The 25,741-nt window shown below is 41.5% G+C and carries 25 protein-coding genes and 1 riboswitch; of the genes, 18 read left to right on the top strand and 7 right to left on the bottom strand.

Features of this window, described 5'->3' with window-relative positions; translation table 11 throughout:
* Positions 1-43: 43 nt before the first annotated feature.
* Complete coding sequence (locus JOC95_RS13305; RefSeq protein WP_338083096.1) at positions 44-610, bottom strand: MEDS domain-containing protein; 567 nt, start codon at positions 608-610, stop codon at positions 44-46.
* Positions 611-827: 217 nt separating this feature from the next.
* Between JOC95_RS13305 and JOC95_RS13300 the strand changes: the two genes are divergently transcribed.
* The 4 genes from JOC95_RS13300 (at position 828) to JOC95_RS13285 (ending at position 5,474) form a co-directional block, all read left to right on the top strand.
* Positions 828-1,745: a DUF2628 domain-containing protein gene (locus JOC95_RS13300; protein ID WP_204417318.1), complete on the top strand. Its 918-nt coding sequence runs from the start codon at positions 828-830 to the stop codon at positions 1,743-1,745.
* A 181-nt stretch (positions 1,746-1,926) separates the two neighbouring features.
* Entirely contained in the window at positions 1,927-2,682 is a 756-nt protein-coding gene (locus JOC95_RS13295) for a DeoR/GlpR family DNA-binding transcription regulator (protein ID WP_204417086.1), read from the top strand.
* Positions 2,679-3,590: a 1-phosphofructokinase gene (gene pfkB, locus JOC95_RS13290; protein ID WP_204417084.1), complete on the top strand. Its 912-nt coding sequence runs from the start codon at positions 2,679-2,681 to the stop codon at positions 3,588-3,590. Before JOC95_RS13295 ends, pfkB begins: the two co-directional genes overlap by 4 nt.
* A 15-nt stretch (positions 3,591-3,605) precedes the next feature.
* Positions 3,606-5,474 carry a PTS fructose transporter subunit IIABC gene (locus tag JOC95_RS13285; RefSeq protein ID WP_204417082.1) on the top strand — a complete coding sequence of 623 codons (1,869 nt, stop codon included), beginning with the start codon at positions 3,606-3,608 and terminating at the stop codon, positions 5,472-5,474.
* Between the two features lie 53 nt (positions 5,475-5,527).
* Here JOC95_RS13285 and JOC95_RS13280 read toward each other — a convergent pair whose 3' ends face one another.
* Positions 5,528-6,163 (bottom strand): adenine nucleotide alpha hydrolase family protein, encoded by a 636-nt coding sequence (locus tag JOC95_RS13280; protein ID WP_204417074.1) that lies wholly within the window; start codon positions 6,161-6,163, stop codon positions 5,528-5,530.
* A 148-nt stretch (positions 6,164-6,311) separates the two neighbouring features.
* Between JOC95_RS13280 and JOC95_RS13275 the strand changes: the two genes are divergently transcribed.
* A complete protein-coding gene (locus JOC95_RS13275; RefSeq protein ID WP_419096243.1) occupies positions 6,312-6,752 on the top strand; it encodes a ferritin-like domain-containing protein in 441 nt (146 codons plus the stop codon).
* A 52-nt stretch (positions 6,753-6,804) separates the two neighbouring features.
* Here the strand turns inward: JOC95_RS13275 and JOC95_RS13270 are convergent, their stop codons facing one another.
* Together JOC95_RS13270 and JOC95_RS13265 are read right to left on the bottom strand one after the other, a co-directional pair.
* Positions 6,805-7,980, bottom strand: a complete 1,176-nt coding sequence (locus tag JOC95_RS13270) for a chromate transporter (protein ID WP_204417066.1) — start codon at positions 7,978-7,980, stop codon at positions 6,805-6,807.
* The gene (locus JOC95_RS13265) at positions 7,977-8,297 is read right to left on the bottom strand and encodes a PadR family transcriptional regulator (protein ID WP_204417064.1); all 321 of its coding nucleotides are present in this window, start codon (positions 8,295-8,297) and stop codon (positions 7,977-7,979) included. The genes JOC95_RS13270 and JOC95_RS13265 overlap by 4 nt, the downstream gene beginning before the upstream one ends.
* 733 nt (positions 8,298-9,030) lie before the next feature.
* Here JOC95_RS13265 and JOC95_RS13260 point away from each other — a divergent pair.
* From JOC95_RS13260 to JOC95_RS13210, 11 genes are all read left to right on the top strand, one after another.
* A complete protein-coding gene (locus JOC95_RS13260) occupies positions 9,031-9,468 on the top strand; it encodes a DUF6376 family protein (protein ID WP_204417062.1) in 438 nt (145 codons plus the stop codon).
* A gap of 44 nt (positions 9,469-9,512) precedes the next feature.
* Positions 9,513-10,151, top strand: coding sequence for a protein kinase family protein (locus JOC95_RS13255; protein ID WP_239582888.1), 639 nt, complete (start codon positions 9,513-9,515; stop codon positions 10,149-10,151).
* 388 nt (positions 10,152-10,539) lie between these two features.
* Positions 10,540-11,064 (top strand): RNA polymerase sigma factor, encoded by a 525-nt coding sequence (locus JOC95_RS13250; protein ID WP_204417054.1) that lies wholly within the window; start codon positions 10,540-10,542, stop codon positions 11,062-11,064.
* On the top strand, positions 11,057-12,271 hold the full coding sequence (locus JOC95_RS13245) for a DUF4825 domain-containing protein (protein WP_204417052.1): 1,215 nt from the start codon (positions 11,057-11,059) through the stop codon (positions 12,269-12,271). The genes JOC95_RS13250 and JOC95_RS13245 overlap by 8 nt, the downstream gene beginning before the upstream one ends.
* 181 nt (positions 12,272-12,452) lie before the next feature.
* A complete protein-coding gene (locus tag JOC95_RS13240) occupies positions 12,453-12,782 on the top strand; it encodes a hypothetical protein (protein ID WP_204417050.1) in 330 nt (109 codons plus the stop codon).
* Positions 12,783-12,876: 94 nt separating this feature from the next.
* Positions 12,877-13,218, top strand: coding sequence for a hypothetical protein (locus JOC95_RS13235; RefSeq protein WP_204417048.1), 342 nt, complete (start codon positions 12,877-12,879; stop codon positions 13,216-13,218).
* 10 nt (positions 13,219-13,228) lie between these two features.
* Entirely contained in the window at positions 13,229-15,457 is a 2,229-nt protein-coding gene (secD, locus tag JOC95_RS13230) for a protein translocase subunit SecD (RefSeq protein WP_204417046.1), read from the top strand.
* A gap of 149 nt (positions 15,458-15,606) precedes the next feature.
* Positions 15,607-17,097: a potassium/proton antiporter gene (locus JOC95_RS13225; protein WP_204417044.1), complete on the top strand. Its 1,491-nt coding sequence runs from the start codon at positions 15,607-15,609 to the stop codon at positions 17,095-17,097.
* A gap of 378 nt (positions 17,098-17,475) precedes the next feature.
* Entirely contained in the window at positions 17,476-18,795 is a 1,320-nt protein-coding gene (locus tag JOC95_RS13220) for a hemolysin family protein (RefSeq protein WP_204417042.1), read from the top strand.
* Between the two features lie 395 nt (positions 18,796-19,190).
* Positions 19,191-19,340, top strand: coding sequence for a hypothetical protein (locus JOC95_RS13215; RefSeq protein WP_204417040.1), 150 nt, complete (start codon positions 19,191-19,193; stop codon positions 19,338-19,340).
* A gap of 186 nt (positions 19,341-19,526) precedes the next feature.
* Complete coding sequence (locus tag JOC95_RS13210; RefSeq protein WP_204417038.1) at positions 19,527-20,162, top strand: FMN-dependent NADH-azoreductase; 636 nt, start codon at positions 19,527-19,529, stop codon at positions 20,160-20,162.
* Positions 20,163-20,207: 45 nt separating this feature from the next.
* Here JOC95_RS13210 and JOC95_RS13205 read toward each other — a convergent pair whose 3' ends face one another.
* A complete protein-coding gene (locus JOC95_RS13205; RefSeq protein WP_204417036.1) occupies positions 20,208-21,455 on the bottom strand; it encodes a hemolysin family protein in 1,248 nt (415 codons plus the stop codon).
* A gap of 287 nt (positions 21,456-21,742) precedes the next feature.
* On the opposite strand from JOC95_RS13205, the gene JOC95_RS13200 reads away from it, so the two are divergent.
* On the top strand, positions 21,743-22,855 hold the full coding sequence (locus JOC95_RS13200) for an FtsW/RodA/SpoVE family cell cycle protein (protein ID WP_204417312.1): 1,113 nt from the start codon (positions 21,743-21,745) through the stop codon (positions 22,853-22,855).
* 69 nt (positions 22,856-22,924) lie between these two features.
* Positions 22,925-23,404, top strand: a complete 480-nt coding sequence (locus JOC95_RS13195) for a hypothetical protein (protein ID WP_204417026.1) — start codon at positions 22,925-22,927, stop codon at positions 23,402-23,404.
* A 61-nt stretch (positions 23,405-23,465) separates the two neighbouring features.
* Here JOC95_RS13195 and JOC95_RS13190 read toward each other — a convergent pair whose 3' ends face one another.
* Both JOC95_RS13190 and JOC95_RS13185 read right to left on the bottom strand, forming a co-directional pair.
* Positions 23,466-24,785, bottom strand: a complete 1,320-nt coding sequence (locus tag JOC95_RS13190; RefSeq protein ID WP_204417024.1) for a TrkH family potassium uptake protein — start codon at positions 24,783-24,785, stop codon at positions 23,466-23,468.
* Between the two features lie 3 nt (positions 24,786-24,788).
* Entirely contained in the window at positions 24,789-25,445 is a 657-nt protein-coding gene (locus tag JOC95_RS13185) for a potassium channel family protein (RefSeq protein ID WP_204417022.1), read from the bottom strand.
* Between the two features lie 79 nt (positions 25,446-25,524).
* Positions 25,525-25,670, bottom strand: a riboswitch (cyclic di-AMP (ydaO/yuaA leader).
* Positions 25,671-25,741 lie beyond the last annotated feature (71 nt).

Raw genomic sequence — 25,741 nt, 5'->3', positions numbered from 1 at the left:
TACAAAAAGAGCCAAGCGAGTGCTTGGCTCTATAGAAGTTCTGCTATTTTCTATATAAAGAAGAAGCATAGAATTCGTCATCCGTCATCACATAGTTGTGAACTTGTTCTAGTACGGAGTTTAACTCCGGTGTAAGAGAGGCCTGCGAGTACGCGCAAACAGAAATCAGATTTTCTTTTGTTACAAAATCATCAGCTTCGGATTCATATTCTTTGAGCAAGGTTGCATCGGGATTATCAGAAGCCCACTCTACATGTGCCCAAGTGCGAAAAGTGGGGTTTAAATTCTTTAAGATGGTAATATCCTTTTGGAAGTGATCAAGAATAGTTTGCGTATTAAAATCTCCGCCTGCAAAGTAGTAATCAAAATTGTTCACTAATCTGACGGTTGAAATCTGTTCTTTACTAAATGATTTTTCCATTTCCCTTTTTAATTTAGGAATGTTTTTCATGCTCTCGACAATTAAGATATGCTGATTGTTTTTCAGACCGCTACTAATGAAAGCAATCAAATTATTAAGATAAACTTGTTGATCCCGATATCGGTAAAAAACATGCCCATCAGTGATTGCCTCGATTTTGAAGTTCTTTTTAGTTGTAATTAATCTCACCTCTACGATTTTTATAAAAATATATTTATCATAATCTATTAATCGCCTTATACGAAAAATTGTCTAAGAACATTATAGCACTTTGTGGGACTGCGTAATATGTCGTTTACTATGAAAAAGAAGGGAATTCGAAATGATTTGTGGAAATATGTAAAATAATGAAATTTTATGTAATGAATTCATTAAATACATAGGATTTTTAGAAAGGGGAAAAAGGATGTATTGTTCAAAATGTGGAGCAAAACATGATATTAATTCAAGGTTTTGCCCTAGTTGCGGAGCACCAATAAATAATCCAACGTCAGCGGATTTCAATCAGAATGATCTGCGACATGATGTAACTTCAGATAAGAGCGCCAAGACGGAGGCGCTAAGAGCCTATATTGGAAAAAATGCCGACTATTATATCAACAAGTGGCAGATCGAAACGGGGGAAGTGAAGAAGGATAGCTGGAATTGGGCGGCATTCTTTTTGGGGTTTTTCTGGTTGGGATACAGAAAGATGTACTCTGTACTGTTTGCGCTAGTGGCAGTATTCCTGGTAACGGATGTCATTTTATATGCATTAGATATAGATGGTTCCCTGATAAACAGTGGAATTGGGATGGGAACTTCCGTTTTCCTTGGACTAATGGGTAACTATTTATACTACTTGCAAGCAGAGAAATCGATTGTGAAAAACTCTCACCAGGACATATATCTTAAGGATAAAATAGCTACAGACGGGGGAAGGAGCATTCTTGGTGTTTTCTTGGCAATTTTCATGATTATAGTTTACATTGTCATATCTGCATTTATATTAGATCCGGTTTTTGCAACTCCGGAAGTGGAAGTGATTGAGTTCGGGTATAGTGAAATGGATGGGGAAATCGACGATCCATCTTCAGAGTTTCAGCCATATGATGAAATTTTCTTTTCCTTCTATTTTTCAAGTCTAGAAGGCGGTCCTTATAAAGTGGTGATTGAAAAGCTGGAGGGCACGGAATCCCTTTATGATCAATGGGAAGATGAAGTCCCACCCGACTGGCCGGGTGTAGTGGCGAGCATGTATGCGCCTGAGGAAGAAGGGGACTATATAATGAAAATCATCCAGGATAATGAAGTGGTGGCAAAAGGGGAATTTAGTGTTGAATAGCTGATATTTCAAGTTGTTGAACCAAGGGAGAAGGGACTAGATATCTAGTTTCTTTTTTTTTGCTCGTTTTTAACGGTTTTTGCTCGTTGCTGAAATATTATGAATGATTTTGATTGATTTTTGAAAGGGCTTGCATTAAAATGAAGGAAATTACTTAAGTCCTATAGTAAGGGTGATATTCATGTTAACTCCAGAGAGGCATCAGAAAATAATAGATTTGGTACTGCAGAATGAGATTGTAAAATTACAGGAATTAGTTGATATAACAGGGGCTTCTGAATCGACCATCCGCCGGGATCTAAGCCAGCTGGAAGAAGAAAATAAATTGAAGCGTGTGCATGGCGGGGCAGCAAAACTTCATCAAAAAGGCGAGGAACCGAGCATTCTGGAAAAATCCTCGAAGAACATGGATGCCAAAATAAAAATTTCCAGGGCGGCAGCGCAGCTTGTAAAGGATGGGGATTGCATTTTTCTGGATGCAGGGACCACCACATACCAGATGATACCGTTCCTTGAGGGCAAAAGGATTACTGTTGTGACAAACGGCTTTGCACATATCCAAGCACTGATGGATAAGGGGATTCCTACTTACATCGTTGGAGGTTTCATGAAAAATAAGACCGGGGCCATCATTGGAAGGAAAGCTACAGAAAGCTTGGAGGCCTACAATTTTGACAAAGCATTCATTGGGGCAAACGGCGTGCATTTAAATAGTGGCTATACGACACCTGATCCGGAAGAGGCTGCAGTGAAGAGTCTTGCGATGAAACTTTCACAAGAGGCATACGTGCTCGCAGATGAGACCAAAATCAATGAGGTGACCTTTGCGAAAGTCGGAGCGCTACATGAAGCGACCATTATTACCAATACGGTGGATACTGAATTGTTAGATGACTTTAAAGCGAAAACTTCTATTATGGTGGTGGAAAGCAAATGATATATACCATAACGTTAAATCCCTCCATTGATTACGTGATGGAGGTTGCGGATTTCAAGGAAGGATCAGTAAACAGGGCTGATCGAACCATGTATTACCCAGGAGGGAAAGGCATCAATGTCTCCCGGGTGCTGAAGAGGTTGGGGGCAGATACAATGGCCCTCGGGTTTACAGCAGGGTTCACTGGAAACTTCATTAAAGAGAGATTGATAGAAGAGCAGGTGGCAGTAAAACTGATTGAGGTGGAAGGAACCTCGCGCATCAACGTGAAATTGAAGGCGGGAGAGGAAACCGAAATAAATGGATCCGGCCCTATAGTAGATGAGCGTGAAGCATCAAGGTTGATCAGCCAACTGGATGTTCTGCAACCTACTGATTTTGTCGTGATTGCTGGAAGTCTACCTGGTACGGTGCCATCGACAATCTATCAAGCCATTATAGAAAAGTGCAAGAGGCATCATGCAAATGTTGTCATAGATACCGGTGGCTCTTTACTGAAGGAATTGTTGGCTTATAGGCCTTTTCTTATAAAGCCGAATCATCACGAACTCGGGGATCTTTTCGGCGTTTCGATCCGGACGAAGGAAGAAGTCGTGGATTATGCCAGAAGAATCCATGAACAAGGCGTGCAGAATATCATTGTTTCGATGGCAGGGGAAGGTGCTATTCTTTATTCGGAAGCTGGGGTTTATTTAGCCAAAGCTCCAAAAGGAGATGTGAAAAATTCGGTTGGCGCCGGGGATTCCCTTGTAGCCGGATTCCTGGCAGGGTACGAAAAATATGCCAATATTCAGGAAGCACTCCGATATGGGATCGCATCTGGAAGCGCAACGGCATTTTCAAATGACCTTTGCCAGAAGCAGGAAGTAGACCGACTTTTAAATCAAGTAGAGATAGAAAAAATATAGGAGGGGGAGTCCATAATGAAAATCACCGATTTATTGACAGAAGACACCATTTCCCTGCGACTGAAGGGAAGCTCCAAGGACAGCGTCATCAGTGAGTTGGTGGACACGCTTGAGGGGGCAGGGAAGCTGGCGGATAAAAAGGGCTATGAAGAAGCAATCCTTGCACGTGAGGCACAAAGCACAACAGGCATCGGGGAAGGGATAGCCATTCCTCATGCGAAGACAAAAGCGGTTAAAACTCCCGCAATTGCATTTGGTGTTTCGGATGCAGGAGTCGACTATGAGTCCCTAGACGGTCAACCAAGTCATCTTTTCTTTATGATTGCTGCGAGTGAAGGGGCAAACAATGCCCATTTGGAAACACTATCACGTCTTTCTTCCATGCTGATGGACACCGATTTTCGGGCGGGGCTTTTAAGTGCGTCATCAAAAGAAGAGGTTATCAGTTTAATAGATAATAAAGAAAAAGAATTGTTTCAAGAGGAAGAAGTGGTTGAAACAGGTGAAACAAAAGGATTGATTCTCGCTGTTACTGCATGTCCGACGGGAATTGCCCATACGTATATGGCGGCTGATGCCTTGAAACAGAAGGCGAAAGAACTCGGATTGACCGTGAAGGTGGAAACAAACGGATCAAGCGGTGTGAAAAATGCACTGACAAAAGAGGATATCGACTCTGCAGCAGGAATCATCGTAGCTGCGGATAAGCATGTCGACATGGATCGTTTCCATGGCAAGAAGATCATCCAGGTGCCTGTTGCACAAGCGATACGAAAGCCGGAAGAGCTGCTGACAAAAGCCGGCAGAGGGGAAGGGACCACCTATACTGGATCAGGAAAAGCAGAATCAGGTCATGATGAGAAGAAAGGACGTTCAGGGTTTTATAAACATCTGATGAACGGGGTTTCAAACATGCTCCCATTTGTTGTGGGTGGAGGTATTTTGATTGCGATCTCCTTCATGTTCGGGATTGAAGCGGCGAACCCGGATGATCCGAGCTATCATTGGTTTGCAGAGGCACTTTCCACAATCGGTGGAGGTAATGCATTTGGTTTGATGATTCCGGTATTGGCAGGGTTTATTGCGATGAGTATCGCTGACAGGCCAGGTCTAGCTGCCGGAATGGTAGGGGGACTGATGGCTTCGACCGGTGGAGCAGGATTCCTCGGTGGTATCATCGCAGGATTCCTGGCAGGTTACATTATCCTTGGTTTGAAAAAAGCATTGAAGGTCCTTCCATCTTCTCTAGAAGGAATCAAGCCGGTGCTGTTATATCCTTTATTCGGGATTTTCTTTACCGGCATGATCATGCTTCAGGTGGTTGCCCCATTGAAGGCTTTTAATGAAGGACTGACATCATGGTTAGGAGGATTGGGCTCAGGAAATCTAATTTTCCTGGGATTGCTTTTGGGAGCGATGATGGCCATAGATATGGGAGGACCTATCAATAAAGCGGCCTTCACATTCGGCATTGCGATGATTGATGCAGGTAACTATGCACCGCATGCTGCAATCATGGCAGCGGGAATGGTGCCGCCACTTGGATTGGCGATTTCCACAACTCTATTTAAAAATAAATTCAACAAACAGGAACGTGAAACGGGAAAAACTTGTTATGTAATGGGAGCAACCTTCATTACAGAAGGAGCAATACCATTTGCTGCAGCTGACCCGATGAGGGTAATCCCTTCCGTTGTGGTCGGTTCGGCAATAGCAGGTGCTTTGACAATGCTATTCGGTATCGGTTTGCCAGCCCCTCATGGCGGAATCTTTGTCATCCCAATCATTACGGGAAGTATTCTACTGTACATCCTGGCGATATTGATTGGTGCATTTGTAACGGCTATGATGGTGGGCTTATTGAAAAAGAAAGCAACCGTCTAACAAATAATTGACCGTCCCGTAAAATAGGGGACGGTCTTTTTCCATGAATAATTTTACTCTAAACCGATGGAGTCGCTTTCTACGACACCGTCCTTTACTTTCAGTACAGTATGTTCCTCGTTTTTTGTGATGACGAAGAAACCGTTCAGGAAATCTGTGGATGATTCCTTGTAAAATACCCCATTGCGTGCATCCGGAAGGTTTGAATCAAAGACAAGCTCGTAATCATTCGATTTTTTTACAAGTTGTGCTTTAATGCCCCGATCATATTCCACACCCTGCACAACTGCTTCTCGTCCGACTTCCACAACATGAATGTCTATGCCCTCTACAATTTGGAATATCTCATTAATGAGGGAACTCTTCAGCATCATTTCAAACTTGGATTGTACAGGCTGCCCTAAAATAATCTGAGTAATGTTCTTATTATTAGAAACATCTGCGACTATGGATGAAACCTTCTTCCCGCCGGTTGACTCTACTAGCATTGTTGCCTGATATTTTAATGCGATGGTTTGAAATAGCTGTTGGGTACGAATATGATTCAGGTCCAGTTCATCGTTTTCTACAGAGCATACATAGAGGACGTAACAGTCCCCACCAAATGCGTCAGCAATGATTTTTCCTCTTTGAACCAATTTTTCAACGTTATTGGGATTGCTCACACAAACCAAAATGTTCTCCTTCATCTTTTCACCTCTCCAATTAAATATCTTATGTTTCTACTATTATACTAAAAATGGCAGAAAATGTTGAACGGTCAAAAAACTTAAAGGAATGATTGTACCTTTCTTTCATAGAATGATAAGAGAAAACATGTTGAAAGGAATGAAAGAATTGAACAATTACTATTATCCATATTATACAAGAGCGCCTCAGGATGAGACCTTGATCACCAATATTGCAAAAGCCATCAATGGGGAATACAGTGCGGTCCAGTGCTATGAACAGCTGGCAAAAATGGCACCTACAGCAGAGGTCCGGGAGAAGATTTCGGAAATCAGAAAAGATGAAATCAAGCATCTGAACACGTTCTCTCAAATCTATCAATCTTTGACAGGCAAACAGCCTACGCCTGAAATGAGCGAGGAATGTCCGGATAATTTCAAGGACGGATTACTTGCTTCTTTCAAAGATGAACAAGAAACAGTGGATTTTTATTTGGATATTGCTGACTCCACACAGAACCCTTATATAAGAAGGGTGTTTAAGAGGGCCGCTGCCGATGAACAGAATCATGCCGTCTGGTTTTTGTACTATATGATGGAAAATAGATGAAAAAAGGGACATTAAAAAGCCCAGGGCAAAAAATTTGCCCTGAGCTTTTTACTTATAACAGTGTCATCCAAGTCCCGCCTATCGCCCCTGTCACCACGATGATCCATGGTGGAAGCTTCCAATATACGAGCATACTGAACAGAACCGCGGCGAAGGCAAAATCAATGGGTTCAAGGATGGAGCTCGTCCAGATAGGGAAGTAGAAGGCGGATATCAGAATACCTACAACTGCAGCATTGACCCCCATCAGGGCTGCCTTGACCTTCACATTGCGGCGCAAGGAGTCCCAGAAAGGCAACGTTCCTAAAATAAGTAGGAATGCTGGAAGGAAAATGGCGAAGGTTGCTAAAAGTCCCCCTTTCCAGCCATCGATGACCGCTCCGATATATGCTGCAAATGTAAATAATGGACCTGGTACTGCCTGCGCGGCACCGTATCCGGCAAGGAATGCCTCTTCGCTGATCCAGCCTGTAGGAACAAATTCTCTTTCCAATAACGGAAGGACCACATGGCCACCACCGAATACAAGTGACCCTGAACGGTAAAAGCTGTCAAACATGGCGATCCAATTTAAAGAGGTAGCCTCTCTTAAAATAGGAAGCAACACCAACAGCCCGAAAAATAAAGCTAAACATACAACAGCGAAACTTTTGGATATCGGGAATTTAATTCGATCGGTATCGCTCTCTGCGTGCTGTTTGAATAATAGGAATCCGATGAAAGCTGAAATCAGGATGACTGCAACTTGTGAATAGGCCGTTTGCCACAATAGGGTACCGACGAGTGCAAAAAGTGCAATGGCTTTTCGCTGGAGATCTGGTGTCAGGTTCTTTGCCATCCCCATGATCGCATGTGCAACGACTGCAACTGCGACGATCTTCAAGCCGTGAATCCATCCGGCACTGGCAATATCCATGGTATTCAGTACGAGTGCGAAAATGATCAGTGCCAATACAGAAGGCAGGGTGAAGCCGATAAAGGAAACGATGCCGCCGAGTACCCCGGCCCTCATCACGCCGATCCCTATGCCGACCTGACTGCTTGCAGGTCCGGGCAGAAACTGACAGAGCGCCACCAGGTCAGCATAGCTTTTCTCATCCATCCATTTTCTGCGGCGGACATATTCAGTATGAAAATACCCTAAATGTGCAACCGGACCGCCAAAAGAGGTCAGTCCCAATCTTGTGGATACTATAAGAATTTCTAACAACGATTTCAATTTATTCATGTTTCATCACCTTCTTTAATTTCTTTGAATAGTTCATATGCTTTGTTTCTTGCTTCATGAAGAATGAGATTTCCTTTTTCGGTGGTGGTGTAATACTTTCTGATTTTCCCTTCCACCTTTTGCTCATCTTTTACTAACAGACCATCCGACTCCATCGTGTGAAGGATCGGATAAAGTGTCCCGGCGCTGATGTTATAGCCGTGTTCCCTTAGCTCCTCCAGCATCCACAATCCGAAGATGGGATGTTCTTTTGCATGATGGAGTATGTGAATCTGAATAAATCCAAGGAACAGTTTGCGCAGCACTTTCTCTTCCAAGTTTTCGCCTCCCATATCATGTTGGATCCCGATATCGAAATTCGATATTGAAAATCGATAATTTGATGTTAACATATGATAAATGCTTTCCCAACCCTTGTTAATAAAATTTACAAAAGCTTAACATTTTATCAAAATCGGGTAACTATTTGACCTGGTAAACGATTTAAGCTATGATGAAGGTAACATAAACGAATGAATTCATCCCAAAGGGGAGTAGCTATACAATAAAGTCGTCATTACGGGATTTTTAGTCCTCGGCTTTGTTGGCAACGTCAAGTTGTTTGCGAGACCTTTGTCAGTACTAGCATTCTGGCAAAGGTCTTTTCTATTCCAAGAGGCTTTCTACCAGAAAAGTGGTAGAAGGCCTCTTTTCTTTGGGAGAAATTCTTTTAGAGAGTTGTGATGAATGTTAAAGCATGGCTTAGCTGTTGATTGGAGCAATAGGCGAAGACTCCTGCGGGAGGAAGCGTTTAGTGGAGACCCCACAGGCGAAGCCGAGGAGGCTCCACAAACGCCCCGCGGAAAGCGAAGCCTAGTGCGGAAATCAACAGCGGTGTTTAAAAGGGCCTGGAGAAAAGAAAACAAAGGGGGGGAAAACAATGATTAAAAAATTAGTGAAGGCACTGATCCTGAAAAAAGGTGCCAAGATCGCCAAACAGAAAGTGTTGCCTGTTGTCATGAAAGAAGTAAAGAAAAGAATCAAGAAATAATATAATAGGAGTGAGTGAGCATGAAAAAATCACTAATGATTATTGCAATTATCTCATCGGTACTTCTAAGCGGCTGTTCTCTATTGGAAGAGGTCAATAATTCGCTTGAATATGCGAATAAAGCAACCGAACATATCAATACATGGCAGGACTTCGGCCAGGAGGCGCCGCAGATGATTCAGGAAGCTGCCACAAATCCTGAGACTAAGCAAGAGTTGGAAGCGGAATTAAATGCCTTACTCGAAGAAATTGATGAATTCAACGAGACAGAGGCGCCAGCTATTGCTGCAGATCTGCACCAGCAAATAGTAGAAAAGAATGAAGCATTAAAGGAAATCATCAATGATGCGATGGCAAACGGGGAATTGGCTTTAGAGGAGCTTCAGAACTCTGAGCTGATCACGACAATCAATGAAATTACAAAGCTGATGAACTTGGTGGAGGACCTGGGGAACTAACCTTCTTCCTCCAAAAAGCTTCATAAGAGAGTGAGAGGTTTAGAATGAGACATAACACCGAGCTCCTGCAATCGTATGATGCACTCGCAAAAAGTGTCGTGTTTGTTCCAGATAACCAAGGCGTTTCCTTGGTGAATTATAATAAAATGGAGTTAACTCCCATAGGTCATGGGAGAAGCGCATATGTATTTAAAATCAGGAAATCAAATAAGGTTCTTAAAGTTTTCTACCCGCCATTTGAAGACATAGCAGCGAAGGAAGCGGAAATTTATCAAATGCTAAAAGGGGTTACCTTTTATCCGACTCTTTATGATTTTGGAGAAAATTATCTTGTCATAGATCATATTGAGGGTTTGACACTTTTCGAATGTCTTGTTCATGGGAGGAAAATGAATGAGAGCCATGTGGAGCAGATAGACGAAGCTCTCGGGATGGCAAGGGAAAGAGGTTTAAACCCCTCGGATATCCACCTGCACAATATCATCATCACTCCTACAGACGAGGTGAAGCTGATAGATGTGGCAAGATTTAGACAGGAAAAATTCTGTACACAATGGGAAGATATCAAAGCAGTATTTTTCAAGTATTATATTAAAAAGTATTTCCCAAAAAAGTGGCCGGCGCGAGTACTGTATTTTATTGCAGCTTTATACAAGAAGAACCTGCTGACTAGGTTCTATTAGAAAAGAAGCATTTCTCCACGCGAGGTGCTTCTTTTTTGTTTTTGGCTTTATTAAAGAAAATATTTTAATGAAAAGGTCTTCAACCAGGTTTATGAAGACCTTAATTTCTTCACCAGTGCTGTAATTAAGTTCTCATTTGGCTTATGAAGACCTTAATTTCTTCACCAGTGCTGTAATTAAGTTCTCATTTGGCTTATGAGGACCTTAATTTCTTCACCAGGGCGGTAGTTTAGGTCTTCATCCGGTTTATGAAGACCTTTTATCCCGATCTGGAAATCAATAACGGTGTATAAGAGAGCCCTGTTTTTAAAAATTTCCAACGTAAGTGCGATAAAATGGAAATGGATTCGTCTAACTAATTAGAAACTGCAACATACGGGGGAAGAGGATGTCAGACAAACAGGTCATTTCCAAATGGTTTTATGAATACAGCGATGATATTTATCAATTTTTGCATTTTCGGTTAAATGCCAAGCAACATGACATAGAAGATCTAGTACAGGAAGTCTTTATTCGGGCGTTAAAAGGGCTGTCCCATTTTAAGGGGAATTCAAGCCCGAAAACCTGGCTTTTTTCCATTGCAAGAAATGTAGCGATTGATGAAGGACGGAAGCGGACAAGGGACAGATGGAAGTGGTTCCTTTCCTTTGACGACAGTCACGAGGAGCCCTACCACAAAGAGCAGACTCCAGAAGAAATCCTTACTGACAAGGAAGGACAGAGGGACTTGATTGCCGCTATTAGATCTCTTAAGGAATCTTATAAGGATGTATTGATCATGAGGAGCATAAAGGAGTTATCGATACAGGAAACAGCAGAGGTGCTTGGTTGGAGTGAAAATAAGGTGCGATCGACGCACCATCGTGCCAAGGCTGCCTTGCAGAAGAAGCTAGGAGGAGATCACCTTGAATAGAAGAGAAGATCAATTGGATCAAAAACTCAGAGGAGTCTCGAAACCAACTATGTCCGTTGATAGAAAAGAAGAAATCCACGATAGACTGATGAGTTATGAAATCCGTGAAGAAAAAGGAAGCTGGTTGAAGAATATGAAGGGAATAACTGCAGTCACTGTAAGTGCGATAGCTGTCATGATTTTTACATTCATGATTTTTACAGGCGAAGAAGGTGGCGCGCCAAGATCATCTCATCCCGACGAGGGCTATATTACCGAACTAAGTAAAATAAACTTGCATGATGAATTTTCATCCTCGATCAACTATGTAGGCGACAATGGTGCAGTCACTAAAATGGCGTATTTACTGCCAGGTAATGATGCAGAAAGGACATTCGAGCTTCAGACTAAGGAAGAGCCCTATGAAATCATGATTTTTTATTCATTGGATGAAGAACATAAGGCTTTTTCAGAGGGAAATCTGCCAGAAACCTTACTGTATAATGCTACAGCCTATTTCAGTTTTTTTCACAACTTAGGAATCCTGACTATTCATTATGAGGTTGACGGAGTGAGAGGGGAAGAAGGGACTTTTACTATTACACGACAACAAATGGAAAACCTTTATGGTCAAGACCTTACAAGTTTTAAGGAAGAAGAGGCAGTATGGGATAGGGAAGTATTAGAAAAAGTGATGAGGGATGAAGGGAAGATTGCTGATTTTTATAAAAATATAAATGCTTCGATGATCTCAGAAGACTCTCTTCAGAAAGCGGTAGAAACCTACTACAAAAGAAAAGGATCTGAGGAAGAAGTATCTGTCATGCTAGAATATCAGTCCTTATCCAGTATGGTCTATTGGAGAAAGTATGAAGAGGATGTGCAATATATTTTAGCCAAATATGAGGGAAGTGAAGGAAACTTTGTTTATAAGGAAGAACATATAGATGGCATGAGTGGAGGTTACCCTATATGGGCACAAGCAGCAAAAATTGATGATATTCCGGTTATTTGGGGCACTATTCCATTTGACCGATTAGAAGTTCATCAGGTTGTGTTGGATTACGGAAGCGGAGTGCGGGATATGGTGCAAGTAACCAACCAGAGCTTTCTTATTGATGTGGCTAACCTGGAGCACTATGATCCGGAAATTGAATTGTATGAGCAGGTTAAAGAGGTTTACGGAGTGGATGAAAACGGGGAGAGAGTGACCCCTGAGATAAATTGATGGTTTTAGCTTACAAGCGGTTTGGAGATTTCATCCAAACCGCTTTGATTTTATTTATGTTAAATATCACTTTTTATGGTTCACTCCTTAAATTCCATTCGTCTTTCCATAAGATGTTGACTAATGGGGAGAGTATAATAGAATAAGAGAGTATGTAAACGTGAAGAAGGGGGGGATAATAGTGAAAATATGGAATATACTTCTAGTGATTTTATTGTTGGCAGGTTTTCAAGTAGCTCCGATGGAGGAACAAATGGACTCTGCAGACGGGCATTTCTTATCTTCCTATAAGATCGATAAGAATGTACAGGTCACGAAAAATCTGACGAGAACATCTGTTCAAGGTAAACTTACAAACAAAGATAAATTCAAGGATATGCATGCGCTACCATCATTTCTAGCATTTCAAAAGCAACCACTAGTCATTCAAGACTTCAAAGAGTCTGAATTTTTCCGGGATGCCTCTTTCAATCTACTCCCATCCATGTATCAATCAAATTACCTCATATGAATTCCCCTAAGGTATAACCTCTGATATATACCTTTCTTTCCTATGCCTTTATAAAATTTATCATTTGAAAATAGAATAGGTGATGACCATAAACATGAAAGTTCCATTACTGACGGGTATGGTGCTCTTTTTTGGTTTGTTATTTTTTCATTTCTCAGAAACAGGTCAGGAGATGATTCCATCTGTTTCTGATGAAGTCCTTGTACCGTTTGAAGACGCAGCAGAGATATTTATATTCAAGTCACAGAAAAAAGATGTGTATTCAAACTGTGTGTCATTACTTTTTGGACAGTATTGGAATTGTTCGGATCATGTAAAGTCTTACTTGGATTCTTACATTCCAAAAGTCAAATTAAAAGAGAGGCTATCCCATATTCACCATAAAGTTCTCGTATTTTCCCCTAACCTGCTTCTGTTTAAATTAGTACAGAATTAGGGGGGAAACGATGAAACGTCAACGTTATATTGGCCTGTTTATTATTTTTACGATTTTAACCGGTCTGCTTGCCGGTTTCACCTATTTGCACACATTGCCGAAAATAAAACTCGGTTTGGATCTGCAGGGTGGATTTGAAGTTTTATATAAAGTTGAATCATTGAGTACTGATGAAAGCGTAGATGAAGATATTCTGACAAGTACGATAAGTGCGCTGAATAATAGAATTAATGCCATAGGTGTTTCAGAGCCTAATATCCAGGCAGAAGGGTCTGATAGGATCAGGGTCCAGCTTGCAGGTGTAGAAGATCAGACACAAGCGAGAGAACTCCTATCGACTGAAGCAAATCTCACTTTTCGTGATGTCGATGATAGAGTGATGCTTGATGGAAGTGATATTAAATCCTCGAAGTTAAGCTTTGATGAGAGGAATCAGCCTATCGTCAGCTTGACCTTGAATGATGAAGAAAAATTCTATGAGGTTACCAAAGAGCTCTCAAGTAGAGCGTATCCTGACAATCTTCTGGTAATCTGGCTTGATCATCAGGAAGGACAGACCTTTGAAGGGGAAATGCAGAAATCGGAAAAGAATCGTGGTTTCCTTTCGGCTCCACAGGTCCATACACCATTGTCAGGAGAAAATGTAGTAATAGAAGGAGACTTTACTATCGAGGAAGCGAAGGTGCTGGCCGAGTTGATTAAAGCTGGTGCGCTTCCTGTGAAGTTGACAGAGCTATATTCCCAGTCCATAGGTGCCCAATTTGGGTTAAATGCGTTGGAAACGACATCTATTGCGGGAGTAATAGGAATTACTCTCATCTTCTTCTTTATGATCGCTTACTACCGCTTGCCGGGTTTTGTTGCCGTAATCACATTATCCATCTATATTTCCCTGATATTAACGGTATTTGATTGGATGAATGCAGTGCTTACACTGCCGGGAATTGCTGCATTAATTTTAGGGGTAGGGATGGCAGTCGATGCCAATATCATAACGTATGAGCGGATTAAGGACGAACTCCGTCACGGAAATTCGTTAGCTGAAAGTTTTGAAGCAGGAAGCAAAAGGGCTTTTATCACGATTTTAGATGCCAATCTTACTACGATTTTGGCAGCAGGAGTATTATTTTATTTTGGGACCAGTGCTGTCAAAGGGTTTGCGACGATGCTGATGGTCAGTATTTTGGTAAGCTTTCTGACTGCGGTTCTGGGCTCCCGGCTGTTACTAGGTACTCTTGTGAAAAGCAGGATGTTTGATGGGAAACTGTCCTGGTTCGGTACTGCCCACAGCACAAGAGAAAAAAGCGTGGCAAGATTTAAATTTAATTTTGTGGAAAACAGGAAGAAATTTTTTGCAATCACGTTATCGGCCTTGATTATCGGGGTGTTTGCAAGCTCAATATTGGGTTGGAATTTGGGAATTGATTTTACTAGTGGGACAAGAATTGAAGTTACTTCAAATACTGCAATCAATCTTGAGAAATTGGAAGAGGAATTTTCTGAGTTGGGATATGAACCGACCATCACAATAGCCGGGAAAAATAATAATATGGGGGTTGCCACCTTGAAAGGTGACCTCTCCGCAAAACAGATCGGTGAATGGAAGGAGTACTTCCAAGAGAAGTATGGTCATGACCCAAATATAAATGTCGTCTCGCCATTAGTTGGGCAAGAGCTGGCGAAAAATGCACTATTGGCGGTGGCAATTGCTGCAATCGGCATTGTGCTGTATTTGACGATGCGCTATGAGTTTGCTTTTGCAATTACAGCAGTTATTGCTTTACTGCATGATGTACTATTTATGTTCCTCTCTTTCAGTGTCCTGCAAGTTGAGATAAATCTCTATTTCATTGCGGCCGTATTGACGATTATCGGATATTCAATTAATGACACAATTGTTACGTTTGACCGCATAAACGAACATTTGAAGAGGCAAGAAATCATTGAAAACAAGGCAACATTAAAGGAAATAGTGAATAGAAGTTTGCTGGAAACTTTCACAAGATCGATTAATACTGTTTTGACCGTATTGTTCACAGTGGTCTGCCTTTATTTATTCGGAAGTGAAGCTATTTCCGGTTTTTCCCTTGCACTGCTTATCGGGCTGATACTTGGGACATATTCCTCTTTATTTATAGCATCTCAGCTTTGGTATGAGTTAAAAGTGAGAAGGTTGAAAAAAGGGCCGATCATGATAAAGGATGATAAGGAAGAATACGGGGATGAACCTGTAGTGTAATAGGAAATGAAAAGTGCTCCTCCCGGTGTTCTTTTAATGGGGGGAGTAGGAGTTTTCCTCATAAAACTCAGAAAAAGACGCAAAATAAAAAACTGGAATAAAACTGTCCTATAGCTAAATTGATTGGAAGTTTTGAAAGGAGGATGAACATGCTTACTTCATCTTTTAATATTGATTACTTCATTTTACTGAGTGCGATGCTTTTGATTGTCGGGGTAGTCACCACCAAATTTTCCACTCGCTTGGGGGTCCCTGCACTTATCCTCTTTATCCTTGTAGGAATGATCACCGGCAGTGATGGCCTTGGAATCATTTCTTTTGATAACGCCAAAATGGCTCAACTGATTGGTGTATTCGCACTCATCATCATCTTGTTCGAAGGTGGTCTACAAACAAAGTGGGCTACCGTAAAAGCGGTAACGAAACCATCGCTTTCCCTTGCCACAATAGGGGTGATCCTTACAACCGGAGCAGTTGCAGTAGCTGCAAAGCTGATCCTGGATGTTACATGGCTGGAAGGGTTTCTATTTGGAGCCATTGTAGGATCTACAGATGCAGCGGCGGTGTTTGCGGTATTGAAAGGCCAGAATATCAAGGCAAGGCTGGGTGCAACGTTAGAAGCGGAATCAGGTTCCAATGATCCGATGGCCATGTTCCTGACCATTTCAGTAATTGAACTGATATTGGTCGATGAGGCTTCCTATCTTCCCCTGATCGGGACTTTCTTTTGGCAAATGGGGATCGGGCTTGTAATCGGTCTTGCGCTGGGTAAATTAGCTGTTTTCGCCATTAATCGCATCAACTTGGATTCGAGTGGTCTATATCCGGTGTTCGCACTTGCGTTTGCATTATTGACATATAGTGCGACGGCTTTGGTGGGGGCAAGCGGGCTACTTGCTGTGTATATTGCAGCGCTGTTGGTAGGGAACTCCGATCTTACGTACCGTCAATCCATATTCAGATTTAATGAAGGTTTTGCATGGATGGCACAAATCATGATGTTTACGATTCTTGGACTTCTAGTATTCCCAACGCAATTATTCACTTTTGATATTATTTGGAAAGGTTTATTGCTATCGATCTTCCTGATCCTGATAGCTCGACCTATAGCAGTGTTTGCATCTACGATAAATATGGGATACTCGTTAAAGGAGAAGGTGTTCCTTTCCTGGGCAGGACTCAGGGGGGCAGTGCCCATCGTGTTGGCAACATTCCCGATGATTGCCGGCATCGAGAACAGCCAGCTTTTCTTTAATGTAGTCTTTTTCGTCGTGTTGACCTCCTGCTTGATTCAAGGCTCAACGATTTCCATTTTAGCTGAAAAACTTGGCTTGACAGGTCCGAAAAAGTCAGAGGCCCCACATACGCTCGAACTGGTATCCATCGGAAAAGCCAATGCGGAAATCATCGAATTCGAGGTAAGCAAAACGACACCCATTGTAGGTAAAACATTAAATGATATTCAGTTCCCAGAGGATGTCCTGATCAATGCTATCATACGTTCCAGTGATCTGGTCACCCCTCAGGGCAACACGATTATCGAGGATGGGGATATCCTTTATATTCTTGTTGCGAAAAAGAGTAAAAGGGAGCTTAAAGATATGCTGAATAACGGGAGTGTAGCCGGAATGACATTATAGCTCAAATGGGAGGTGAGAGAAGGTCATTTGACATCTCCCCCGCATTTTTATATTATTAACTTAATAGTTTAAGAGTGAAACTATTACTCTGTTATAGAGTTTATAATACTCCAAAGGGGAGTAGCTAACAGTTATGTCGTCAATCCGTGATGCCCCATGCATCGCCGGCCTAACTGGCAACATCCATGTTGTTTGCGAGACCTTTGCCTATTTTGGTAAAGGTTATATAGATGGAAAACCTTTACTATTAGCTTGGTAAAGGTTTTTTTTATGTAAAACAGGAGGGAAATGCCATATAAAATGTAAAAAGTAATTTATTCATGGAAAGTAAAAATTAAAATTTCACGGAGGTGAATCCCTCAAAATAGAGGGAACCAATTGGACAGTATAACGATTATAAACTTGCTTTTAGTAGCTTTGTTAATTGCACTAACGGCATTCTTCGTAGGATCTGAGTTTGCAGTAGTAAAAGTTCGTATGTCTCGAATCGATCAATTGATAGCAGAAGGAAACAAAAAAGCAGTAAGGGCAAAAAAATTGATCCATGATCTGGATTATTATTTATCTGCCTGTCAATTAGGTATTACCGTAACAGCATTGGGTCTGGGTATGTTAGGTAAGCCGACGGTAGAAGCACTTATTTATCCTTTCCTTGAAAGTCTCGGAGTATCACCTTCTATGATCAGTGTAATATCATATGCAGTCGCCTATTCACTGGTGACATTTTTACACGTAGTAGTAGGGGAACTTGCTCCAAAGACATTGGCTATTCAATATGCGGAGAGAATGACTTTGCTATTTGCTTCACCACTTTATTGGTTTGGTAAGCTGATGTATCCGTTCATTTGGACTTTGAATGGTTCAGCACGTATACTTCTAAGGATTTTTGGTGTACAGCCTGCAAGCCACGAACAAGCTCACTCTGAAGAAGAATTGAAAATCATCATGGCGCAAAGCTTTGAAAGCGGAGAGATTAATCAGACAGAACTTTCCTATATGGAAAATATTTTTACATTTGATGAAAGAGTTGCAAAGGACATTATGGTCCCTCGGGTTCAGATTATCACTTTATCCCAAACGTTAAACCGTGAAGAAATCATCTCAATCCTGGATGAGCACCAATATACTCGCTATCCTGTCACAGATGACGGTGACAAGGATAGTATCATCGGATTTGTAAACGTTAAAGAAATGCTTACAAGCATTGCAGCAGGTCGCGAAGGCCAGCTAAAAGATTTCCTTCATGAACTGCCGCTGATTCACGAGTACACCTCTTTGCAGGATGCACTATTAAAGATGCAAGAGGAGCAGGTTCATATCGCTCTTGTCATTGATGAGTATGGCGGAACAGCCGGTATCCTGACGATGGAAGATATTCTTGAAGAAATCGTAGGGGAAATCCGAGATGAGTTCGATGCTGATGAGGTGCCTGAAATCGATCAGCACGGAGAAGGCCTGTATCACATCAACGGACGTGTGCTGTTAACTGAAATCGAAAACGAGTTCGATATCGTATTTGAAGAGAGCGACGATATTGATACGATCGGCGGTTGGATTCAGGTGCAATTGCAGAATGCCGAAGATGAGAACATTGACACCTTCGAGCATGATAACAACACCTGGACAATTCTTGAGATGGAAAACCATCAGGTAAAGCAGGTAGCCTTACAGCTTGGAGCTTTATCTGAAAATAGATGATGATAAGGTCAGAGTCCCGTTTTCATTGAAAACGGGGCTTTTTTTGTTGGGCGTTGATCGGCGGTGGTGGTCGCGGCGGGAGCGGGGACGGGGGTGAAATTTGTCGGAATGTGCGGTTTATCGATATCCAGCTTGTTTTCGTTGATATAATGAAATTTCCATTGATATAAAATTTTTTTCGTTGATATCGCCAACCGATTCATTGATATATTGAAATTTTCATCGATATCCCTTTGGTTGCCCACAGTGAAATGACTCAAATTGAGAAGCAAATGTTAAAATGGGTAAAAAATCACATCTTTTCTGAAAAAAATACCAAAAACACCTTTTATATTGATGGAATTGCTTTTACAATAAAGTATATACTAACCATTAAAACGATGGAGGTGAATGAAATGGAAAATAAGCCGAATCACTATGATGGCAGTGCTCCAGCTGTAAACGGGAATGAGGATTCCTTAACTGGAAATGAAACGTTGATCGTGACGGATGAAATGAGAAAAAATATCGGAGCTAATCCGTTTGTACTACATAATGAGGAATAGTTGATCGGGATTTGTCTTTTAGGCAAGTCTTTTTTTTTTTGGTGAAACAAATTACTTGCACCAAAAAGATATATTTAATATTATTATCTCGAATTAAAAATAAACACATTCGAGATAGTTGGTACTTATTGTATTTTGAGGCAAACTAAACTATCTTAATTTCTTACAAGAAGGGATAGATTTTAAATGGCTAAAGTTTTATATATCACTGCACATCCGCATGATGATACCCAATCCTACAGTATGGCTGTAGCAAAAGCGTTCATTGATACGTATAAGGAGGTAAACGCGAATGATGAAGTAATCCATCTTGATCTATATCGTGAGAATATACCTCATATCGATGTTGACGTGTTCAGTGGATGGGGAAAACTCCAATCCGGTAAAGGATTTGAAGAGTTGTCCGGGGAAGAAAAGGCAAAAGTCAGCCGTCTAAATGAATTGTCGGAGCAATTCATTGCAGCTGACAAGTATGTTTTTGTTACGCCTTTATGGAACTTCTCATTTCCACCTGTCATGAAGGCTTACCTTGATTCTGTAGCAGTGGCAGGGAAAACCTTTAAATATACAGCCGAGGGTCCGGTTGGCCTTCTGACAGATAAAAAGGCACTTCACATCCAGGCACGTGGCGGTATCTATTCAGAGGGTCCTGCTGCAGGGATGGAGATGGGGCATCGTTATCTGACTGTCCTCATGCAATTCTTCGGCGTACCGTCATTTGAAGGTCTATTTGTCGAAGGGCATGCAGCTATGCCGGATAAAGCCCAGGAAATCAAAGAAAATGCGATTGCACGTGCAAAGGATCTAGCTCATACGTTCTAATACAAAAAAGAAAGGGGCCAAGCATCTGTTGGCTCCTTTCTTATATTAATGTGGTTCAGTCTGAAGTTTGGTCTTCTTTGTGACTTTTACCTGTTTTAACACATTATCCTCCATTACGACCACTTCAAAATGAAGGTGATGATATTCCATCGTTTGCCCCACCTCCGGGATATGTCCGACTTCTTTAAGGAAAAATCCTGCAATCGTATCCTCGTCTTCTGGAACTTTGGTTTTGAATACTTCGTTAAAGCGTCTGATGGAAATTTTTCCGTGGCAGATTATCTGGTTTTCAGTTAACTCATCAATGAGAATATCACTGTCTTCATCTGTTTCATCTTCAATCTCAAGTCCGATCATTGCCTCGATGATATCCTCGTGACTAATGATACCCGTTGTTCCACCATATTCGTCAATGACTATGGCCAAGTGCTTCTTTTCCTTCAGCATCATTTTAAAGACTTTTTCAATATTCGTGGATTCTGCCACGAATAGGGGACTTTTGTCCATAAAATCCCTGATAGTCAAATCTGGTTCGATGGACCAATTGAGCAGCAATTTTGCATGAAAGACACCTACGATATTATCCATATTCTCTTTATAAACTGGATATCTGGTATAGCTGCTATCCATGACAAAATTCCGCGCTTCTTCAAATGTGACTTCGCAAGGCAGCCCATGGATTTCTATTCGTGGTGTTTTAAGTGCATCCCGGACATCCTTTGTATGGAAATCGATGGCGCCTTTGATTATTTGCGATTCTTCCTGATAGAAGGTTCCTTCAGTCAATCCGATATCCACCATGGTCTTGAGCTCTTCTTTTGAAAGTGTAGCCTCTTTGATCATTCCCCTTGAAAGCATCCTGATGACTGAATTTGTAAAAAGGGAGAGGAGGAATATTAATGGTTTAAGCACAATCAGCAATAGAGAAATGACAGGTGAAACTATGTAGGCAACACGATTGGCAAAGGTTGCTGCAATGGACTTTGGCAACACCTCTGCGAAGATGATGATGACCACTGTCAAAACGGCAGTCGCAACCCCGACATTGTAATCGTATTGAATCGCTATCAAGGTGACTAGCGTCGGGAGCATGATGTTGGCTATGTTGTTACCGATAAGGATGGCGGTAATGAATTCATCAGGCTTTGAAATCAGCTTCAACAGCTTTTTGGATCGTGGATCATTGTTTTCCGCCTGTGTATGTACCTTCATCTTATTTACAGCGGTCAGGGCCGTTTCACTGCCTGACAGAAAAAACGACATGAAGAGAAAAAATAGTAATGCAATAATCAAATTTGTTGCCTCCTAAGAAATAATAATAGTAATTTCCCCATTCTTTATCAAAGAATACTTTATTTTGGCTAAAAATACATATTTGAAAAGATAGTAAAATGATTGACTACAAAGGGATACTCGAATATGATTTATTCGATAAGAAAACAATACGGACTGTAGATATGCACTATATTATTAGATAATAATATATGAAGAGTCAATATCCTAATTATTTGCTGAAAATGGAGTAGAAGAATGTGGATTATAAAGATAAACAACAATTAGATGTCACGCTCATTTTTTTGATGATCATGATGGTACTTGCAAGCTTGATTGCACTCGATAGCATTGAACCGACCTTGCCGAAGGCTTTGCAAGGCATCAATTTCATGGAAAAGCAACTTGTCTGGTTTTTGGTGGGGACAATCGGGATCGGCCTATCCCTGCTTATCCACTTTGATTACCTTCGAAATCTTGCCTGGATCACGTACGGTATCGGTATATTCTTTTTAATTGGATTGGAACTGAATTTTCCAGGTACCCTTGAAATAAAGGGTGCAAGAAGCTGGTACAGCATCCCGGGCCTTGGTAATATCCAGCCCTCTGAATTAATGAAGATAGCACTTATTCTTGTATTGAGCAAAATTATTGCAGACCATCGTACAAAATACGAAAACCCTGAAGTGAGAGATAGTTTCTATCTTCTCTTCAAGATGGCTGCGGCTTCACTGGTGCCGGTCCTTCTTTTGATGAGGCAGCCTGACATGGGTACGACCATGGTGTACCTCTCCATTATTGCCGCTTTGGTGTTGGTGTCTGGTATACGGTGGAGCATCATTGTAGGGCTCATTTCCATCGGAGTGGGCTTTGCCGCAATATTTATCTATATTTTCATCCAATTTCCTGAATTTTTCCATAAGTATTTCATACCTGAGTATCAATTGGACCGATTCTACGGCTGGTTGAATCCTTATGAATATCAGGATGAACAGGGGTTCCAATTGGTCCGATCCCTGCTCGCTATCGGGTCTGGGGAGTATACTGGCGCAGGGTACGGCTCGATGAATGTCTATCTGCCTGAAGCGCATACCGATTTCATTTTTGCGGCCATAGCCAATCAGTTCGGGTTCATGGGGACAACCATAGTGTTATCGTTATTTTTCCTTCTATTATATAAGATTACATTCATCGCTTTGCAATGCCATGATACTTATGGCAGCTATTTATGTACGGGTATCATAGGGATGATTACATTCCAGGTTTTCCAGAATATCGGCATGACTGTGGGGCTCTTGCCAATTACAGGTATCCCGCTTCCTTTCTTCAGTTATGGAGGAAGTTCACTCTTAACCTATATGATTGCCATAGGTATTGTATTGAATGTCCAACTGAGAACAAGGAAATATGTGTTCGCATAATTTTTTTTGTGAAACCAACCACTAATGATATAATGGTCTAATGTGTAAATACTTCTTTTTGGAGGCATTATGTTAACATTTGAACAAAAACTTACTATTATCGAATCCTTTCCTGAACTGGAACGTAAGGACGTATCGCTGAAACGGGTCAATTTTCAATTCGAGGAGAGCTTAAGTGATAAGAAAAATGTCGTGTATCACTTGCATCCAAACGGCAATGGCTTCGTATATGCAAAAGGTATCAAGGGATATCGGACAGACGAAAAGGGCATGGTAAATATCCGTGAATTTTCGGAGGAAGAGCTGAAAGAGGTTATCGCAAAAGCCATTGAAGCCTTAAGTACGGAAACCACGTCTGATGCCTCTAAAGAAGCCGAGGCTTTTGAAGATGAGAAGTGGGCGAATGACGAAGATCAGACGCTCATGCTGGTGCTTGAGGATGATATGTGGAATGTCTATGCAGGTCCAAACTTGGACGGGACATTTCCTTCCTATAATGAAGCAAAGCAATATCTGATCGAGGAAGGATTCAGAAAGAGATTCTATTGATTTCTTTGATATCATGATACAAAAAAATGCTCCTGGCCAAGGGAGCATTTTTTATTTTGCATTAACCTGTCAACAGGTCTTCATTAGGATAACGTATTTTTGCTGCTGTCGGTTTTGCAAGGGAATATGCAAGCGTCAGTGGCCCAAGCTTACCAAGCAGCATGATGAAGATGATGACCGCTTTTCCAATTATGGTAAGGTCTGCTGTAATACCCATGGAAAGTCCGACCGTACCAAAAGCGGAAACCACTTCAAATAATAATTGGAGAAAGTCCATTTTTTCGGTGATGGTTAAAATGAACATGGATAAAAATACGAACAGCACACTGATAATCGTGATTGCAAGCGACTTGAATACATATTTTTGATGGATGGATCTTTTAAATAGAACAATTTCTTGTTTGCCTTTAATAAAAGTGATGACTGCCAGAATGATAATGATAAAGGTTGTGAGCTTGATCCCGCCACCGGTTGATGTGCTTCCTGCGCCAATGAACATCAGCAGTATCATGAACAGGATGGATGAACTCTCCATCGCTCCTATGTCGATTGAATTAAATCCCGCAGTTCTTGTCGTAACAGCCTGGAAATAGGAGGCCCAGAGTTTCTCCATAAACGTCAAATCAGCCAGTGTGCCAGGGTTGAAATATTCAAGTGAGAAAATGACCAGCATGGCCAGCAGGTTGATCCCAAGTGTTCCGAACAGCATGATCTTTGTGTGTAAGGAGAGTTTCCTAAACTCCTTTGTGTACCATAAATCCGTAAGAACCGTGAAACCGATTCCTCCAATGATAAATAGGAAGGAGATGACGATGTTGATTACAGGATCTCCAACGTATTGAGATAAGCCGTCTGCCCATAATGCAAATCCAGCATTGTTAAAAGCGGAAATGGAGTGGAATATACTCAAATATATCCCTTGTCCCCATCCATATTCAGGTACCCATCGGTAAGACAATAAGAGTGCAGCTATTCCTTCAATCAGCAAGGAGAAAATGACAATCCTGCGGACAAGGAGGATGATCCCCCCGACTGATGTCTGATTCAATGCTTGCTGCAGAAGCAATCTTTCCTGGAAGCCGATTTTTTTGCCTAGCATCATGAAAATGAGGACGGCAAATGTCATGATGCCGATTCCTCCCAATTGAATGAGGGCCATGATGATGACCTGCCCAAATACAGTGTAAACACTAGCTGTGTCCACCACCACCAACCCTGTCACTGTCATGGCTGACATGGCAGTAAACAAGGCGTCGATGAATGAAATGGATTCGGTGGTGGAAGCCGGGAGCATAAGCAACAGGCTTCCGATAAATACAAAAACGATGAAAACAAGGATGAGAAGTTGAGGCGGACTAAGTTTAATACTCAGTTTATGCATCCTTTACACCCCAGTCTCCTCAAAACGGTGAATATCTTCATTTCTTCCCAAAATGATCATCAGATCTCCTTCCCGGATCACTTCATCAGCAGCCGGTGAAAGAATGATGTCTCCGTCCCGTTGTATGCCTATCAAAGTACAGCCATACTTGGCTCGTATATCCAGTTCCATCAAATTCCTATTGGCCACCTTTTTGGTTGCATATAATTCTGCGATACTATGGTTATCGGAAAGTTCGATGTAGTCGATGATTTTATCCGATACGACGTGGTGTGCAATCCTCTTTGCCATATCACGTTCTGGCTGGATGATGCGATCGACTCCAATTTTTTCTAGAACTTTCTGGTGATATTTATTGTTCGCTTTTACCCACACTTTTTTTAATCCCATCTCTTTTAACAGGAGGCTGCAGAGGATGCTGGATTCTATATCGTCCCCCATTGACACGATGGCGTGATCAAAATTCCGGATGCCAAGAGAATTCAGTGTGGCCTCATCTATTGCATTGGCTTGTACAGCATGGGTCGCATAAGGACTGATTTTATTGATGTTTTCCTCGTCTTTGTCGATGGCAAGCACCTCGACACCAAGAGTGGAAAACTCCTCTACTATGCTGCCTCCGAATCGTCCCAATCCAATCACGACAAACTGCTTTTTCATGTTAGTTCCTTCTCCCTTTGAACATAAAAAGACCATTCCTTGACAACACAAAGAATGGTCCGAATGTTCATAAATTAGACCCTTCTCTCAATAAGCTTACGAGGTTAGCTGTCGGGTTAGAGGATGAGAGTCCTCTTCGCATTTACGTGATTCACCCCAAGATAATGAAAAAGTCCATTATCAGTATGGTTCCCCCGCTCTTAAAAGATTAAGCAATAGGTTTATATGTTTCTGTATGATGTATTATAATTTACTCCCCTTTTTCCTGTTCGTCAATACGTTTTTTTGTAAATTTT

Origin of the sequence: Sutcliffiella tianshenii (genome assembly GCF_016908565.1) — a bacterium.
Classification (GTDB): domain Bacteria; phylum Bacillota; class Bacilli; order Bacillales; family Bacillaceae_I; genus Sutcliffiella_A; species Sutcliffiella_A tianshenii.
Note: the sequence above shows the minus strand (reverse complement) of the source record. Positions and strands in the feature narration are given on the sequence as shown.